General features: G+C 39.0%; 14 protein-coding genes and 1 rRNA gene (1 of these 15 running past the window's edge). 11 read left to right on the plus strand and 4 right to left on the minus strand.

Translation table 11 applies throughout. The annotated features are described in order from the left end of the window. Positions 1-13: 13 nt before the first annotated feature. The gene (locus I567_RS03080) at positions 14-847 is read left to right on the plus strand and encodes a TIGR02452 family protein (RefSeq protein WP_016250783.1); all 834 of its coding nucleotides are present in this window, start codon (positions 14-16) and stop codon (positions 845-847) included. 21 nt (positions 848-868) lie between these two features. Then, complete coding sequence (locus I567_RS03085; protein WP_016250784.1) at positions 869-1,399, plus strand: metallophosphoesterase; 531 nt, start codon at positions 869-871, stop codon at positions 1,397-1,399. Positions 1,400-1,439: 40 nt separating this feature from the next. Here the strand turns inward: I567_RS03085 and I567_RS03090 are convergent, their stop codons facing one another. The 3 genes from I567_RS03090 to acnA form a co-directional block, all read right to left on the minus strand. After that, positions 1,440-2,234 (minus strand): Fic family protein, encoded by a 795-nt coding sequence (locus tag I567_RS03090; RefSeq protein WP_016250785.1) that lies wholly within the window; start codon positions 2,232-2,234, stop codon positions 1,440-1,442. Between the two features lie 103 nt (positions 2,235-2,337). Beyond that, positions 2,338-3,600, minus strand: a complete 1,263-nt coding sequence (gene icd, locus I567_RS03095) for an NADP-dependent isocitrate dehydrogenase (RefSeq protein WP_016250786.1) — start codon at positions 3,598-3,600, stop codon at positions 2,338-2,340. Positions 3,601-3,616: 16 nt separating this feature from the next. Next, positions 3,617-6,286: an aconitate hydratase AcnA gene (gene acnA, locus I567_RS03100; protein ID WP_016250787.1), complete on the minus strand. Its 2,670-nt coding sequence runs from the start codon at positions 6,284-6,286 to the stop codon at positions 3,617-3,619. Positions 6,287-6,456: 170 nt separating this feature from the next. Between acnA and I567_RS03105 the strand changes: the two genes are divergently transcribed. Continuing rightward, positions 6,457-7,821, plus strand: coding sequence for a citrate/2-methylcitrate synthase (locus I567_RS03105; RefSeq protein ID WP_016250788.1), 1,365 nt, complete (start codon positions 6,457-6,459; stop codon positions 7,819-7,821). Positions 7,822-7,935: 114 nt separating this feature from the next. On the opposite strand, the gene rpsD is transcribed toward I567_RS03105, so the two are convergent. Next, complete coding sequence (gene rpsD, locus I567_RS03110) at positions 7,936-8,547, minus strand: 30S ribosomal protein S4 (RefSeq protein ID WP_016250789.1); 612 nt, start codon at positions 8,545-8,547, stop codon at positions 7,936-7,938. Between the two features lie 424 nt (positions 8,548-8,971). On the opposite strand from rpsD, the gene I567_RS03115 reads away from it, so the two are divergent. From I567_RS03115 to I567_RS03150, 8 genes are all read left to right on the plus strand, one after another. After that, the gene (locus tag I567_RS03115) at positions 8,972-9,769 is read left to right on the plus strand and encodes a formate/nitrite transporter family protein (protein WP_016250790.1); all 798 of its coding nucleotides are present in this window, start codon (positions 8,972-8,974) and stop codon (positions 9,767-9,769) included. Between the two features lie 158 nt (positions 9,770-9,927). After that, the gene (locus tag I567_RS03120; protein ID WP_016250791.1) at positions 9,928-10,710 is read left to right on the plus strand and encodes a Cof-type HAD-IIB family hydrolase; all 783 of its coding nucleotides are present in this window, start codon (positions 9,928-9,930) and stop codon (positions 10,708-10,710) included. A gap of 124 nt (positions 10,711-10,834) precedes the next feature. Then, the gene (locus I567_RS03125) at positions 10,835-11,638 is read left to right on the plus strand and encodes a TIGR00282 family metallophosphoesterase (protein ID WP_016250792.1); all 804 of its coding nucleotides are present in this window, start codon (positions 10,835-10,837) and stop codon (positions 11,636-11,638) included. Between the two features lie 13 nt (positions 11,639-11,651). Then, positions 11,652-12,026, plus strand: a complete 375-nt coding sequence (locus I567_RS03130) for a YlbF family regulator (protein ID WP_016250793.1) — start codon at positions 11,652-11,654, stop codon at positions 12,024-12,026. Continuing rightward, the gene (gene mutS / locus I567_RS03135) at positions 12,026-14,644 is read left to right on the plus strand and encodes a DNA mismatch repair protein MutS (protein WP_016250794.1); all 2,619 of its coding nucleotides are present in this window, start codon (positions 12,026-12,028) and stop codon (positions 14,642-14,644) included. Before I567_RS03130 ends, mutS begins: the two co-directional genes overlap by 1 nt. 31 nt (positions 14,645-14,675) lie before the next feature. Then, positions 14,676-16,730: a DNA mismatch repair endonuclease MutL gene (gene mutL, locus I567_RS03140; RefSeq protein ID WP_016250795.1), complete on the plus strand. Its 2,055-nt coding sequence runs from the start codon at positions 14,676-14,678 to the stop codon at positions 16,728-16,730. Positions 16,731-16,742: 12 nt separating this feature from the next. Then, positions 16,743-17,294: a Maf family protein gene (locus tag I567_RS03145; protein ID WP_016250796.1), complete on the plus strand. Its 552-nt coding sequence runs from the start codon at positions 16,743-16,745 to the stop codon at positions 17,292-17,294. Between the two features lie 476 nt (positions 17,295-17,770). Beyond that, positions 17,771-18,575, plus strand: a 16S ribosomal RNA gene (locus I567_RS03150); it runs 754 nt beyond the window's last position.

Below are 18,575 nucleotides of genomic sequence, written 5' to 3' on the forward strand. Positions count from 1 at the left end.
GGAAAGAGCGTCTATGAATCAGTTTGAAGCAACCAACAAACGTATTGAAATTTTTGAAGATACCTATCATTTTTATCAACAAAATCCATTTTTACGTCAAGCTGTTCAAGAAAGTCTTGCCAGACAATTTTTTGTACCAGCCAATCAAGTGTTAGTCAAGGATAATCAGCTACGGTATAGCCAAAAAGCGTTAATCGTACTATCCGATAAACGGGCATTCCAAGCGGCGATGCAATATCCTGATAAGAAAGTTGCCGTACTAAATTTTGCTTCAGCGACGAATCCAGGCGGCGGTGTTGTCGGTGGCAGTAATGCACAAGAGGAATGTCTATGTCGGACGAGTACACTTTATGCGAATTTGACCGACCAAGGGATGATGCGGGCGTTTTATCAAGCGCATCGGCATAAATTGCAGATTGGTCACATGGATTTTACCTATAATGATGACTTGATTTATACCCCTGATGTCGTGATTTTTAAGTCAGATACAGCTTTTCCGACCACTTTGCCTGAACATCACTGGCAAAAAGTGGATGTCATTACGTGTGCAGCACCGAATCTGAATCATGTCCGTCAAATGATTTCACCAGATGAATTAGCGCAAATTCATGAAAATCGTTGTCGCAAAATTTTAGCGGTAGCCCAAGCACAGAAGGTAGAAGTTGTAATCCTAGGTGCGTTTGGTTGTGGCGCCTTTGGAAATCCTCCAGAAATTGTCGCAAAAGGGATGATACGTGCGATTCAAGATTTTTCTAATGCTTTTCAAACGATTGAATTTGCGATTTATTGTCCACCGTATGACCAAAGAAATCAAATCGCTTTTCAAAAGGTTTTGAGTCAGATGTAAGCTAAATGTGGAGGGATAAGGATGAAGTTTTTTATTGCAGATTTACATTTTTGCCATGAATCAATTATTGAAATGAGCCATAGACCTTTTGCAAATTTAGCCGAGATGCATGAAACGATGATTAGACGTTGGAATCGTGTCGTGCGGCCAAAAGATGAGGTTTTTATTGTTGGTGATTTTTTATATAAAGGAAGTGCGCAAGAAGCCAATGAATTATTGCGGCGCTTGAGAGGTAGAAAGTATCTGATTCGCGGTAATCATGAGAAATATTTAAATCAGCCAGAATTTGACACTGCACTTTTTGAATGGGTGAAGGACTACCATACTTTCAAAGAAAATAAGCAACAATACGTCCTGTTTCATTACCCAATTTTAGAGTGGGAGGGATATTTTCGCGACAGTATCTTAATTTACGGTCATGTGCATAACAATAATTCAGCGTACTTTGCGAAAACACTAGGTCCGAATGCTGTGAATGTAGGAGCGGATATGTTAGATTTTACACCGATTAGTCAGACACAAATTTTGGAATTGGTAGCTAAACGCAAATAAGAACAATAAGAAAAGCCAGCTAGTTGTATGTGTTTTACACCTAGCTGGTTGTTTTGCTTTTAGCTTCACGAATATTTTTTTCGTTTAATTCCAAAATCCGAATACGCATTTCTAACTCTTCTTTCACATAATTAGCTACTAATGCCACAAATGGTTCAGTATCTCCTGTTCGTTGTGTGTTGGCGAGAGTTTCCATATAAATTTGTCTAGATTTTTTGTCTGGCTGAATATTTGTGATTGGAAAACCATTGCTTGTCAGCGCAAATTCCATTAAAAGTCTGGCTGTCCGACCATTACCATCAGTGAATGGATGGATACTCACAAATTTTTGATGAAGTAAGGCTGCATATTCAACTGGATGTAAGGTAGGTGCGATTTCTTGTGCCCAATAGATTAAGTTGGCCATCTCTTGACGAATCAGGTAAGGATCTGTGTAATGTACGCCGACTACACCATACGGATAAGCAGCATTTAGTCGATACATTCCTGCTAATTCAACTTTATCCGCGGATTTGATCGTTACGAGTTGATTGATTTTTTGGATGATTTCTTCGTTTAAGGGCACCTGTCCTAAGGCTAGTTCGTAAACAAAATCAAAAGCTTTTCCTAAATCAAGCGTTTCTAAAATTTCTTTGACAGGTGTAGCATGTATCGTAGCACCTGTTTCTAAGATGGCTGCTGTTTCATATTTGTCCAAGGTACCACCTTCGAGCGCATTAGAAGACCAAACGTGTTCAATCTTTTTTTCGCGTTCAATTGCTTCAACTTGCCCTTTTGTCAGTGGACGAAATTGATCCATTTTACATTTTAAAGCATCTAATTCACGAAAATCCATGGCACACCTCTTGCATTTGTTGTTTATTTGTATTCTATCATGTTTTGAGTTTGATGAGAAATAAAAACTAGCTACTTTTCTTTGTAGCTAGTTTATTGATTGATTATTCCATTAAGTCAACGAGTAAGTCGCCAAATTCTTGAGTGGAAAGTAGCGTGGCCTCTTTCATCGCTTGGGCAAAATCACTGGTGACCGTTTTATTGCGAATGGCATGTTCAATCGCACAAATAATCCGATGACTCGCTGCCTGCCAACCGACATAATCAAGCATCATGCAAGCAGATAAGAGTAGCGAACATGGATTGGCTTTTCCTTGACCGGCGATATCGGGTGCTGTGCCATGAGTCGCTTCAAAAATCGCGTGTCCGGTGTGATAATTGATATTTCCACCTGGTGCAATGCCGATGCCACCGACTTGAGCAGCTAAGGCATCAGAAATATAATCACCATTTAAGTTACAAGTAGCAATGACATCATATTTTTCTGGATAAAGTAAGATTTGTTGTAAGAAATTATCTGCAATCACATCCTTAATGATCAATTTGCCAGCTTTTTGGGCATCGTTAAGGGCTTTTTGAGCAGCTTCTTTGCCTTCTTCTTTTGCAATTTTTTCAAAAGTCTGCATGGTAAAGCATACATTGGTATATTTTTCCTCTGCTAAATCATAGCCCCACTTTTTGAAATGTCCCTCGGTAAACTTCATGATATTACCTTTATGCACTAAGGTGACAGATTTTCGCTTATTCGCTAATGCATAGTCAATCGCAGCGGCAATCAGACGTTGGCTTCCTTCTTTGGATACGGGTTTGATTCCAATCGATGAAGTTTGTGGGAAACGAATTTTTTGGACACCAAATTGTGTTTTTAACACTTCGATTAATTGTGTCGTTTCTGCTTGACCAGCGAGAAACTCGATGCCTGCATAGACATCTTCAGTATTTTCGCGGAAGATGACCATATCTGTTTTTTCGGGATGTTTTAAAGGACTAGGAACGCCGGAAAAATAGCGAACAGGACGCACACAAGCAAATAAATCAAGCGTTTGGCGCAAGGTCACATTTAATGAGCGAAATCCTTCGCCAATAGGTGTCATTAAGGGACCTTTTAAAGCAAGTTTCGCTTCTTGAATCGTTGCTAATGTTTCATCAGGAAGATAGGTGCCGAATTTTTCAAAAGCCGTTTGTCCAGCATAAATTTCTTGCCACTGAATGGTTTTTTGTCCGTGATAGGGTTTATAAATGGCAGTATCAATGACTTTTTTGGAAGCTTGCCAAATTTCTGGACCGATGCCATCTCCTTGAATAAAAGGGACAGTTAATTGATTGGGTACTTGTAGTTGTCCGTCTTTGATTGATAAATAACTCATCTTCTGACCTCTTTTCTTATTTCGTTGCTTGTTTTCTAATAATCATTGGTAAGATTCCGCCGTTTTGGTAGTATCGCAAATCAGCTGGAGAATCAAACCGCAATTTTGTGGTAAAGGTAATGGTTTTTCCGTCTTTATTTTGTGCAGTCACAGTAATAGTTTGATTGATTTGTGGCTTTTCAGGGAAATCAATACAAAAGACTTCTTCACCGGTTAAGCCAAGACTTTGAGCGGTTTCTTGATTGGTGTATTCAAGTGGGATTAAGCCCATCATTACAAGGTTCGAGCGGTGAATTCGTTCAAAACTTTCAGCAATGACCGCCTTCACTCCAAGTAATTGTGTTCCTTTGGCCGCCCAGTCACGTGAAGAACCCATGCCGTAATCTTTCCCCGCTAAGATAATCGTCCCGATGTTTTGCTTTTGGTAGTTCATCGCCGCATCATACATACTCATCACTTCATCAGTAGGTAAGAAACGTGTGAAACCACCGCTAATTTCTGGTACAAGTTGGTTTTGTAAGCGAATATTAGCCAAAGTTCCGCGCATCATCACTTCATGGTGACCACGTCTTGAACCAAAGGAGTTAAAATCGCGGTATGGCACATTTCGGCTACTTAAATATTTTCCAGCTGTTGAATCTAAACCGATGCTACCGGCTGGCGAAATATGGTCGGTTGTGACAGAATCGCCTAATTTGGCTAACACTCTGAGATTATCTAAAGCAGCATGACTAGGTAAATCAGCACTTAAATCTTCAAAGAATGGTGGATTGGCGATGTAGGTTGAATTTTCATCCCAGGCATAACAATCACTGCTTGTCGTTTGGATTTCATTCCAACGTTCATTGGCATCAAATAAATGTGCATAGGCCGCTTTAAAGGCTTCTTTTGAGACGTATTTTTGAATATAGCTTTCGACTTCTTCACTACTTGGCCAAATGTCTTTTAAGTAGACTGGCTTGCCTTCTTTATCCGTACCCAGGCTTTCTTTGGTTAAATCCTTGCGCACCGTTCCACAAATGGCATAAGCGACAACTAATGGTGGAGAAGCGAGATAGTTGGCTTTAATTAATGGATGAATCCGCCCTTCAAAGTTGCGGTTACCAGAAAGTACGGCACTTGCTAGGAGCTGGCTGTCTGTCACTGCTTGAGTAACTTCTTCATCTAATGGACCAGAATTTCCGATACAAGTAGTGCATCCATAGCCTACGAGATAGAATCCTAATTGCTCAAAATAGGGAAGTAAACCACTTGCCTTTAGATAGCTTGTTACTACTTTAGAGCCAGGTGCGAGAGAAGTTTTGACATATTTAGGGACAGTTAATCCTTTTTCAACGGCTTTTTTAGCTAATAGTCCAGCAGTCATTAAAACGGATGGATTACTTGTGTTGGTACAGCTAGTAATCGCCGCAAGTAATAAATCACCAGTCTTTAAGGTATCCGTTGTGCCATCTTGCCAATGAATCGTGGTTTGTTTGGTTAATTCTTCTTCAGGTAAACCAAAGCCTTTAGGACCACTTGGCGCAGTGACAGATTGAGTGAAATTTTGGGCGACTTGGGATAGGCTGATACGATCTTGTGGACGTTTTGGCCCAGCAAGAGAAGGTTCGATTTGACTTAAATCAATTTCGATAACCTTGGTATAAGTTGCTTCTTGCTCTTCATCATAGAATAGTTGGTTGGCTTTGGCATAGGCTTCTACTTGGGCAATCAATTCAGGCGTTCTGCCGGTTAAAGCTAAATAGTCTAAAGTTTCTTGGTCAATTGGACAGTAGCCGCAAGTTGCTCCGTATTCAGGTGCCATATTTGCTAAAGTGGCGCGGTCAGCAAGGCTTAATTGATGGTAGCTTGGTCCGAAATATTCGACAAATTTCCCAACGACTTTTTCATTACGCAAAGTTTCAGTAACAAAAAGGGCTAGGTCAGTGGCGGTTGTGCCCGTCGCGAGTTGACCAGTAAAACGGACGCCAATGACTTCAGGCGTAGGAAAATAAGAAGCTTCTCCTAAAATAGCGGCTTCAGCTTCAATCCCACCAACACCCCAGCCGAGCACACCTAAACCATTAATCATCGTGGTATGTGAGTCGGTTCCTTGAAGGGTATCTGGGAATAGCAGACCTTCTTTTTCGATGACAACAGGGGATAGTGATTCAATATTGACCTGATGAATAATCCCAGTTTCAGGAGGGACGACATCGAAGTTTTCAAAAGATCCTTGTGCCCATTTTAAAAATTGATAACGTTCCATATTGCGTTCAAATTCGCGCTCAGTATTTAAGGTGATGGCTTGCGGATTACCAAAAGCATCGACTTGAACAGAGTGGTCGACAACTAAAGTAACAGGAATTTCAGGATTGATTTCTTTAGCTGAACCACCTAATTTGAGCATCGCATCACGCATTGCTGCAAGGTCGACAACTGCGGGTACGCCGGTAAAATCTTGCAAAACGACCCGCTCTACTTTAAATGGAATCACCCCTGTAGGATTTTTCGCATCATAGTGAATCAAATATTTTAACGCTTCTTCGGTGATTTCTTCGTTTTGATGGCGTGCGACACTTTCTAATAAGATACGTATAGCATATGGAAGTTTGTGGATATTTTCTTGATAATGTTCGGCAATTTTAACTAAGTCAATATAATGGAAAGGTTGTTGATTTACAATTAATTGGCTTTTAAAGGTCATAGCATTCGTCCTTTCTGTGATAAAAATACGTTATAACTAGCATAATTATACGATTTTCAGAAAACTTTGTAAACTTTTTTTATTAAAATTATTTCATTTTCTCATTATCGTGTTATAATGATATTCAAATGGAATTACCCGAATATTATGAAGAAAGAAGGGGTTTAGTGATGACGAATGCCAAAAATAAAGAAAAATATGTGAATAAGCTATCATTGTTATGTCAGGAAAATGATAAGATAGAAATGCAACTTTATACAAAATATCAAGTAAAAAGAGGCTTGCGTGACGAAAATGGGAAAGGTGTCTTAGCAGGCTTAACGACGATTTCCACAATTTATCCAGACAAGAAAGTCAACGGAGAAGTGGTTTCTGAGCGCGGTGAGTTGCGTTATCGTGGAATAGATATCAATGAACTGGTAGAAGGTTTTGTTTCACAGAATCGGTATGGATTTGAAGAAGTTGCATATTTATTGCTTTTTGGTAACCTTCCAAGCGCATCGGAGTTGAAGCAGTTTAAAGCAGAATTGAATGCCAGACGAACTTTGCCTACAAATTTTGTACGAGATGTCATCATGAAGGCTCCCTCTGCTAATATTATGAATTCCTTGGCGCGTAGTATTTTAACTTTGGCTAGCTATGATGAAAAGGCGGATGATATCTCAATTGAAAATGTCTTAGATCAATCCTTGATGTTGATTAGTGTTTTTCCGATGATTGGGATTTATGCTTATCATGCGTACAATCACTACGACCAAGGTGAAAGTATGTATATTCATAATCCAAAAGGTGATTTGAGTACAGCGGAAGTCATTTTGAAAATGTTGCGTCCTGACCAAAAATATACCAAGCAAGAAGCTCAGACTTTAGATATGGCTCTGGTCTTGCATATGGAACACGGGGGCGGGAATAATTCTACTTTTACAACGCGGGTAGTTACCTCGAGTGGGACTGATACGTATTCAACGATTGCGGCGGCTTTAGGTTCATTAAAGGGACCAAAACATGGGGGTGCCAATATTAAAGTAACGAAGATGATGGCAGATATGAAAGAACATTTACCCAAAGATTATACCGAAGAAGATGTTCGTAATTATTTAACGGCAGTCTTGAATAAACAAGCTTTCGATCATAAAGGGTTGATTTATGGGATGGGGCATGCAATCTATTCAAATAATGATCCCCGGGCGTCCATCTTCAAACGCTATGTATCAAAATTAGCCGAAGAAAAAGGGAGTGCAGCATCAAAGGAATTTGAGCTCTATTCCATGGTGGAACGGATTGCGCCAGAAGTGATTGCCCAAAAACGTAAAATTTATAAAGGAGTTAGTGCGAATATCGACTTTTTTAGTGGATTTGTATACGATATGCTTGGTTTGCCGCAGGAACTTTATACGCCGATTTTTGCGATTGCGCGAATTGTTGGCTGGTCAGCACACCGAATTGAAGAATTAGTCAATACACAAAAGATTATTCGTCCTGCTTATATGGAAGTGACGGAAGATATCGAATATGTAGATTTAGACGAAAGATAAGGAAATAGACAAATGGACCTTTAAGCGAGGTTTGTTTGTCTATTCCTATTTTTTTAAAACAAAAAAGCCATCCAGTAAAAACTGAATGACTTTTTGTAAACTTGATAGAAAATCTTAAAGTTTTTTGTTGTAGAATTCGACAACTAGTGATTCGTCGATTTCTGGGTATAATTCGTCACGTTCTGGTAAACGAGTTAATGAACCAGCTAATTTTTCTTCGTCAAAGCTTACAAATGCTGGACGTCCAACAGTAGCTTCAACAGCATCTTTAATTACTGATACGTTTTGAGATTTTTCACGAATGCTGATGACTTGACCCACTTCAACATGGTATGAAGGGATATCAACGCGTTTGCCATCTACTAAGATGTGGCCGTGGTTAACTAATTGACGTGCTTGACGACGAGTAGTTGCAAGACCTAAACGGTAAACAACGTTATCTAAGCGTTGTTCTAGTAAGATCATGAAGTTAACCCCGTGTTTACCTTCGCGGATTTTGCTAGCTTTCACGAATAAGTTACGGAATTGACGTTCATTCATTCCGTACATGTGACGTAATTTTTGTTTTTCAGCCATTTGTTGACCGTATTCAGAACGAGCGCCACGGCTTGATGGTCCATGTTGACCTGGTGCGTATGGGCGACGTGCTAATTCTTTACCTGTACCTGATAATGAGATACCTAAACGGCGTGAGATTTTCCATGATGGTCCTGTGTAACGAGACATTTAAAAATTCCTCCAATGTATGAAATATAGTATATCGTTGGAGTAAAATAATCCGTTTGAAAAATTCATAGTTCATGTAGTTTATTCTTCAATCTTCACCTTTGCAGCCGCGGTTACTCAATTGAACTTAACTCTAAGCGATAAACTAGGGATGGTCTATTATCTTTCTGCTGCATTATTTTACACAAAGCACATTATAGCTGATTGAACAAGCGCTTGTCAACTGAAATTGCATGTTTACGATTAAAAAGAAAACTAAAAGTAAAAGCCATCCTAATATAAAGTTAGAAAAAATAGACAGTGAAAATATTTCTGAAAAAATGTGATATTTTTCATTGAATGTCCTTTACAAATGTCCATTGCATTATTAGAATAAGAATGATGTTGATAGAAGGCGTCAGATGAAAATTTAAGGAGTGAAAAGATGAATCCAGTATCCCCATTATTTGAGAAGATTGATTCTTCTATTGAAAAGAAATTAGACCTAATCGAAAGTAGTTATGTACGCTATGCTGTGCGTGCGATGTTAGCTTGTTTATTCTTGACATTAGGGACAGCCATTGCCTTTGCAGTAGCCATGAAAGGTGACGAAATGGTTCATGGTCTAGGTAAGTTCTTATACGCTTTTATGTTCAGTTGGTCACTGGTTATGATTTTGTATATGAACGCTGAATTAGGAACTTCAAACATGCTTTATGCCACTGTTGGTGTGTTCCGTAAGAAAATGACCGTTGCTAAAGCTTTGAAATTATTATTTACCTGTGTGTTTTTTAACTTAGTCGGTGGTATTATTTTTGCCTTTTTCGTATCTTTAACCGGTCCTTTCCAAAACTTAGCGCCAGATAACTATATGTATGCTGGGATTGCGGCTAAATTAGCAAAACCAACTTTACAAATACTAGCAGAAGCGATGTTTGCCAATATTGTCGTAAATACTTCAGTTATTGTCAGCTTACGTATGAAAGATGATGCGGGTAAAGTTCCTGCGATTATCTTCATTATCTTTATCTTCGCATTCTTAGGTTATGAACACGTGATTGCTAACTTCCCAGCCTTCTCTTTAGCATTCTTTGCTTCAGGTGGTAATATTCCTGGCATGGACGTGGCACATATCGTTCACAATCTAGTTTTTGCTTTCATCGGTAACTATATCGGTGGTGGCTTGGTAATTGGTTTAGTCTATGCTTGGCTAAACAGCTCAAAATCAAAATATGTGGATTAATCATTTTCCCGTTGCTTATTTGTAAAGGTAAGTAGCGGGATTTTTTGCGTATTGTGTATAGTGTGGCGATTTTTAACTTTATTCATATTGATATTTGCCAGAATGCGAAAATTTTAGTAAAGTAGACGCATACATAAAAGTTGGGGGATAGTGTGAAGATGAACCGAAAATTAATTGCATTTGATATTGATGGGACAATATTAGATAAGAATTTACAAGTGTTGCCTAGTACACGGATGGCGATTGAAAGTTTGCGAGCTCAAGGGCATTATGTGACATTGGCGACTGGTCGTTCACGTGTATTGGCCAAACCAGTGATTGATGCACTTGATTTTGAAAACTATATTTTATGTAATGGTGCGGCGGCCTTTAAAGATAATAAGCAAATTCATAAACAACTCTTACCGATGGATTCGCTAAAAGCCTTAAAAGAAGAGGTAGTACCTTTAGGAATTGATGTGGCTTTAGTAGGTTTAGATGAAACAAAGCGGATTACTTCTTTAAATTTACCTAAAATGACCGATGCGATGGAGTCATTTGGATCAACTTTACCAAATTTAGATCCACAATTTGCCAAAGAGGAAGATGTTTATGCGGGATTGGCTTTTTATTCAGCGAAACATGAAGGTCGTTTTGATGAAAAATATCAAGATTTACGTTTTGTTCGTTGGCACCCAAATTGTGTGGATGTCCTAACGCAAGGAATTTCTAAAGCAGCGACGATTTTGCAAGTGGCCAATGATTTAGATATTCAGCAAGAAGACATCATTTGTTTTGGAGATGGCATGAATGACCGTGAAATGCTATCGATGGCTGGTGTTGGTGTGGCGATGGGAAATGCCAATGCTGAAGTGCAAAAACATGCAGATTTAGTTACCCAAGATCATAATTCAGATGGCATTTATCATGCATTAAATAAATTAGGGTTAATCACTGCATAAAAATATTCAAAAAATGGAGGTGTCAGAAGGTGGATGCCTCTTTTTTTTGTATGGGAAATTTTGCTTAATTTTCTTTCCTAGCTTATAATAAAGAAATGAGATTAATTAGAGAAGAGGAAAAATTTTGAGGTTATTATTTATTGGGGATGTTGTGGGATCTTTAGGACGAAATACGGTCAGTGATTACTTGCCAAAATTAAAGAAAAAATATCGTCCACAAGTAACAATTGTGAATGGTGAAAATGCAGCAAGTGGTCGTGGTATCACCGAAAAAATCTATAAGAAATTTTTGCAAGATGGGGCGGATGTGATTACACTAGGGAACCATGCTTGGGATAACCGGGGGATTTTCGAATTTATCGAGGATGCTAAGAGAATGGTGCGACCAGCGAATTTTCCAACAGGTGTGCCGGGTGTTGGCGTGGTCTTTGTGAAGGTTAACCAACAAGAATTAGCGGTAGTGAATCTGCAAGGACGCTCATTTATGGTGGATTTAGATGATCCTTTCCGCAAAATAGAAGAATTATTAGCCCAAATTCAAAAGCGTACTCCTTATATTTTTGTCGATTTTCATGCAGAGACAACGAGCGAAAAACAAGCGATGGGATGGTTTTTAGATGGTAGAGTATCAGCTGTGGTCGGGACGCATACCCATGTACAAACCAATGATGCCCGGATTTTGCCTAAAGGAACTGCTTATTTAACCGATGTTGGCATGACTGGTCCTTATGATGGTATTTTAGGAATGAAAAAAGAAGCGGTGATCGAAAAATTCTTAACTAGCTTGCCACAACGTTTTGAAGTGGTGGAAAAAGGACGTTTTATTTTATCTGCTTGTGTCATTGATGTGGATGATAAGACAGGTCAAGCAACCCGAATTTTTCCGATTCAAATCAGTGAAGACCGCCCATTTAGCGAAAATGATTAGATAGGATGAAATGATGACATATCTAGAGGAAGAACAACAAATTCAACAAACCCTTGAACAGATTAAACAATTGCTACAGGAAAATGAAACAATTCGTCATTTTAAACAAATTCAAGCAAAAGTAAATCAACATCAAGGCCTGAAAGATTTAGAAGAAGAAATAAAAAATTTACAAAAGCAAGTCGTTCAGTTTGAGCACTATGGGAAAGAAAATGCCAAACGAGAAGCGCTCAAACGTCTAGACGAGGCAAATGAACGTTATAAGAATCATCCGTTAGTCGTCAGTTATCGTGAAAAGTTAATTGAGGCCGATGATTTATTACAATATTTGACGAATAAAATTCAATATCAAGTGAATCAACAACTTGAACAGGAAGGAAAACAGTGATGCCACAAAAGACAAAACATACCCCGATGATGGAACAATATTTTCAAATCAAGGCGCAATATCCAGATGCGTTTTTGTTCTATCGTTTAGGTGATTTTTATGAAATGTTTTATGAGGATGCTAAAAAAGCGGCTCAAATTTTAGAGTTAACCTTAACCAGTCGTAATAAAAATGCCGAAGATCCAATTCCAATGTGTGGCGTTCCTTATCATGCAGCGAGTGGCTATATTGATACTTTGGTAGAGCAAGGCTATAAAGTGGCGATTTGTGAACAAGTAGAAGATCCTAAGCTAACTAAAGGCATGGTGAAAAGAGAAGTGGTGCAATTAGTTACTCCGGGTACTGTGATGGATGGCAAGTCATTAGCTGCGAAAGAAAATAATTTTTTAACGGCTTTAAGTTATCAAGCGGGCCAATTTGGTTTTAGTTATGTCGATTTGTCTACAGGTGAATTAAAAACTACAGTGCTTGCAGATGAAGAAAGTGTGTTAAATGAAGCTTCGATTTTACAGACAAAAGAAATTGTTTATACGACAGAAATTCCTGAAAAGTTGACGCAAACTTTAAAACAACGCCTTGCTTTAGTAATTTCTTTTCAATTAGAAGCAAATGAAAATGCAGAACTAAGCTTTTTAACGAATCAACTACAGTCAGATATCGAAAAAACGGTAACCAATCATTTATTAGCCTATTTGTCAGAAACACAAAAACGCAGCTTAAATCATATCCAACAGGCGCAAAGTTATCAAGTCGACCATTATTTGAAAATGGATTATTATTCGAAGTTCAATTTGGAATTAAGTCAAGCGATTCGTACGGGCAAAAAGCAAGGCACTTTACTATGGTTGTTAGATGAAACGAAAACCGCCATGGGTGCACGTCTTTTAAAACAGTGGTTAGACCGTCCATTAATTCAAGAAAAGCAAATCTTAAGTCGTCAGGAAATGGTGGCTTCTTTGATTACGTCCTTTTTTGAACGGGAAGATATCATTCAAGGTTTAACAAAAGTATATGATTTAGAACGCTTGGCAGGAAAGGTATCTTTTGGAAGTGTTAATGCGCGTGATTTATTACAATTAAAACAATCGCTGGCACAAATCCCTTATCTTAGACAGATTTTAATGGGTATTGATCAAGGTCAGTGGCAAGTGCTTTTACAAGATTTAAATCCGATGAATGATTTGGTGGATTTGATTGAGCAAGCGATTGATGAAGAGGCGCCTTTACAATTAAATGAAGGTAATCTCATCAAAACGGGCTATAATGAACAGCTAGATGAATACCGTTTGGCGATGAAAAATGGGAAACAATGGTTAGCCGAATTAGAAGCCAAAGAACGTGAATTAACCGGCGTAAAAAATCTAAAAATCGGCTATAATCGCGTCTTTGGATACTATATTGAAATTACCAAGGCCAATCTTGCTAATTTGGATACTTCACGTTTTGATCGTAAGCAAACTTTGGCGAATGCGGAACGTTTTATTACGCCTGAATTGAAAAAGTTAGAAGAATTAATCTTAGGGGCGCAAGAAAAATCTACTGAGCTAGAATATCAGTTATTTATCGGGATTCGTGAGCAGGTAAAAGGCAAAATTAGTGAATTACAAACTCTAGCAAAAGCCGTGGCTACGTTAGACTGCTTGCTAGCCTTTGCAATTGTGAGTGAACGATATGGCTACGTGCGTCCAGTGCTTAGTCAAGACCATGAGTTGAAAATTATTGATGGTCGGCACCCAGTTGTTGAAAAAGTATTAGGTGCTCAAACCTATATTCCTAACTCGATTGAAATGCCAAAAGAGACGACCATGCTGCTAATTACAGGGCCAAATATGTCTGGTAAGAGTACGTATATGCGTCAACTTGCCTTAAGTGTGGTCATGACGCAGATGGGGTGTTTTGTACCGGCTAAGGAAGCGACATTGCCTATTTTTGATCGTATTTTCACGCGTATTGGGGCTAGTGATGATTTAATTGCCGGTCAAAGTACATTTATGGTGGAAATGATGGAAGCCAATCAAGCATTGCGTTATGCAGGTGTGAATAGTCTAGTTTTATTTGATGAATTGGGCCGCGGAACTGCTACTTTTGACGGGATGGCTTTGGCACAGGCGATTATTGAATATTTGCAAAATCATGTCCAAGCAAAGACACTCTTTTCAACCCATTATCATGAATTAACTGCCTTAGAAAGCCAATTGCCTGGTTTGGTGAATATTCATGTTGGTGCAACGGAAAAAGATGGAGAAGTCATATTCCTTCATAAGATGATGAAAGGTCCGGCTGATAAAAGTTATGGCATACACGTTGGTAAGTTAGCAGGTTTGCCAGAAAGCTTAATTGAACGTGCGGATCAGATTTTGACCAAACTAGAAAATCAAGAAGAAAAACAAGTCGCACAAGTCGTCAGCCAAAGTAAGGAAGAAGAAATCAATGTGGCGGCTACGGTTAAGGAAAATCAAAGTACACCAGCTGTTGAGCAATTATCATTATTTAGTGAAATGACACCAGCTGAAGAAAAAGTACTGGCAGCGATTAAGTCGATGGATTTGGCAAACTTAAAGCCAATGGATGTCTTCTTTACGATAAATGAATTAAAACGTGAATTGGAAAAGGAATAATGAAGTAAGTTTTGTGAATTGAGGTGAGAACATGGGAAAAATCCAAGAACTTTCTGAACAGTTAGCTAACCAAATCGCGGCTGGAGAAGTTGTGGAACGTCCAGCTTCGGTCGTGAAGGAACTATTGGAAAATGCGATTGATGCACATAGTCATAAGATTGAAATTTTTATTGAAGAGGCTGGCCTAAAAACGATTCAGATTATTGACGATGGTGAGGGGATTGCGCCAGATGATATGGTGAATGCCTTTAAGCGTCATGCAACGAGTAAAATCCACAGCCGTGATGATTTGTTTCGTATTCGCACGTTAGGTTTTCGCGGCGAGGCATTACCTAGTATTGCTTCGGTGTCTAAAGTGGTTATCGAAAGTGCGCAAGAAAATGCTGCTGAGGGGAGTTACCTTGAATTAGATGGTGGCAAAGTGGTCGTTGAAAAGCCAGGTTCTTTGCGTAAAGGAACCAATATTAAGGTGTCGGACTTATTCTATAATACCCCCGCTCGCTTGAAGTATGTGAAATCTTTGCAGACAGAATTAGCCAATATTATGGATGTGGTGAATCGTCTAGCTTTAAGTCATCCGGATATTGCCTTTTCTTTGGTTCATGATGGTCATCAGCTCACGAAAACAAATGGCAGTGGCGATTTAAAGCAGACCATTGCCGGTATTTATGGGCTGCAAAATGCCAAAAAGATGTTAGCGATTCAAGCAGAAAACCTAGATTTTAAGATTAGTGGTTACGTGTCTTTGCCTGAGTTAACCCGTGCAGGTAGAAGTTATATTACCACCTTAATTAATGGACGTTATATCAAAAATCATGGGTTAAATAAGGCGATTACGAATGGTTATGGCTCGAAGTTGATGATTGGCCGTTTTCCAATTGCGGTCATCGAGATTCAAACTGATCCGTTATTGGTGGATGTGAATGTTCATCCAACCAAGCAAGAAGTCCGCCTCTCTAAGGAAGAAGAGCTCTTTTCATTGGTAAGTAAAGCAATCAATGATAAGTTGCGCGAACAAGTCTTGATTCCTAATGTCGGTGCGAATCTCGATTTTAAACAAAAAGTCAATCCAAAAGAACAAGTCAAACCAACACAATTAAACCTAGATTTATCACCTGCTGTGGAGAAAAAAGGTGGAAAGTTGCAGTTTGATAGTCAGAAGAATCAGTTTTACTTAGAGCCAACCCTCGATTCTGGGGAAAACACAGCGCCCACGAGTGAAAATGTGGATAATTCTGTGGATAATCTTGTGGATGAATGTGGAAAAAGAACGGATGATTTTGACAACCTTGTTAAAAATCTTGAAAATTCAATATTAGCTAGTCAAGAAGAAACACTTGACGAACAAATATTCGAAACTGAAAATGTGGATAACTTGGTACGCGAATTGCCAGAAAGTGATCCATTTGAGCCAACAGAGAGTCTTCATGAGGATTTAGATGCCAAACAAGTTTATGCCTTGTTAAAGCAAAATGAAACGCCAAGTGAGCATGAAGCCTTTCCATATTTAGAATATTTTGGTCAAATGCATGGGACGTACCTTTTTGCCCAGTCAGACCGCGGGTTATACATTATTGACCAACATGCGGCCCAAGAGCGAATAAAATACGAATATTATCGGGAAAAAATTGGTGAAGTGGATGAACATTTACAAGAATTACTCATTCCGATTGTTTTGGATTATCCGAATAGTGATTATCTAAAATTAAAAGAGAAAAAAGATGTGCTAGTCAGTGTCGGTATTCAATTGGAAGATTTTGGGCAAAATAGTTTTATCGTGCGTGCCCATCCTACTTGGTATCCTAAAGGGCAAGAAGAAACAATTATTCGCGAAATGATTGATATAGTATTAATTAACGGTTCGGTGACGGTGAAAGATTTTAGAGCAGCAACGGCGATTATGATGAGTTGTAAACGTTCGATTAAAGCTAACCATCATTTAAGTGACATCCAAGCCAGAACCTTACTGACTGATTTAGCTAAATGCGAAAATCCATATAATTGTCCACATGGGCGCCCAGTACTCATTCATTTTACCAATAAAGATTTAGAAAAGATGTTTAAACGTATTCAAGATCCACATTAGAAAGGAAATAAAATGCAATATATACTCGCTTCACAATCACCTAGAAGAAAAGAATTACTAGCAAGAGTGGTTGCAGACTTTCAAACTGTACCTGCAGATATTGATGAAACACCTTATCCTAGTGAACAACCAATTGATTATGTACAACGGATGGCGATTCAAAAAGCAGCGACTATTTTAAAATACTATCCCGAAGCTGTGGTTATTGGTAGTGATACTTCAGTTGTCTGTCAAAATCAAATTTTAGGGAAACCTCAAGATAAAAATGATGCCAAATCCATGTTGGAAATGCTTAGCGGACAAACACATGAAGTCTACACAGCTGTCAGCATTCAATCAAAAGATAAGGTAGTAAACTTTATCAGCAAAGCAGCGGTGACTTTTTATCCATTGACAGAGGAAGAAATCGCACAATATCTATTAGATGATGAATATAAAGACAAAGCCGGTGCCTATGCCGTTCAGGGAGTAGCAAGTAAGTTTATTCAATCTATTGAAGGAGATTATTATGCAATTGTCGGTCTACCAGTAGCCGCTTTGTATCAAACCTTGAAACAATTTTAGTTAAAAAAGCCTGAATACCTTTTGTTCTATCAAGGTATTTGGGTTTATTTTTTGTTAGGAAACGTTTTTATAACTTTTTTTAGAAAAATCCCTTGACGCATTATTTGAATCGTGATATTCTAACAAAGTCGCTGAAATCAAACGGCTAAATAAAATAAACTTTCAATACGTTTTAAAGTTTTTAAAAATTAAGCTTGACAATGAATTGAACGTTTGTTATGATATGAAAGTCGCTGATTTAACGAGTGACAACTTAAAAATATTTCAAAAAAGTTCTTGACAAATTATTGAGATTTGAGTATGATATAAGAGTTGTTACTAAACGACAAAGTAGACCTTTGAAAACTGAACAAATAAATGCAAACAACCAATGTGTAGGGTCTTTAGTTTATTGCGAACTAAAGAAAAATACATGCAAGCAATAGCTAGCAAAATCAATTTTGAGCTTAAAGTCATTTATGACTTATCAATACTTTTTTTATGAGAGTTTGATCCTGGCTCAGGACGAACGCTGGCGGCGTGCCTAATACATGCAAGTCGAACGCATTTTCTTTCACCGTAGCTTGCTACACCGGAAGAAAATGAGTGGCGAACGGGTGAGTAACACGTGGGTAACCTGCCCATCAGCGGGGGATAACACTTGGAAACAGGTGCTAATACCGCATAATTCCATTTACCGCATGGTAGATGGATGAAAGGCGCTTTTGCGTCACTGATGGATGGACCCGCGGTGCATTAGCTAGTTGGTGGGGTAACGGCCTACCAAGGCTGCGATGCATAGCCGACCTGAGAGGGTGATCGGCCACACTGGGACTGAGACACGGCCCAGACTCCTACGGGAGGCAGCAGTAGGGAATCTTCGGCAATGGACGCAAGTCTGACCGAGCAACGCCGCGTGAGTGAAGAAGGTTTTCGGATCGTAAAACTCTGTTGTTAGAGAAGAACAAGGATGAGAGTGGAAAGTTCATCCCTTGACGGTATCTAACCAGAAAGCCACGGCTAACTACGTGCCAGCAGCCGCGGTAATACGTAGGTGGCAAGCGTTGTCCGGATTTATTGGGCGTAAAGCGAGCGCAGGCGGTCTTTTAAGTCTGATGTGAAAGCCCCCGGCTTAACCGGGGAGGGTCATTGGAAACTGGGAGACTTGAGTGCAGAAGAGGAAAGCGGAATTCCATGTGTAGCGGTGAAATGCGTAGATATATGGAGGAACACCAGTGGCGAAGGCGGCTTTCTGGTCTGTAACTGACGCTGAGGCTCGAAAGCGTGGGGAGCAAACAGGAT

Origin of the sequence: Enterococcus cecorum DSM 20682 = ATCC 43198, from assembly GCF_000407565.1 — a bacterium.
Classification (GTDB): Bacteria; Bacillota; Bacilli; order Lactobacillales; family Enterococcaceae; genus Enterococcus_E; species Enterococcus_E cecorum.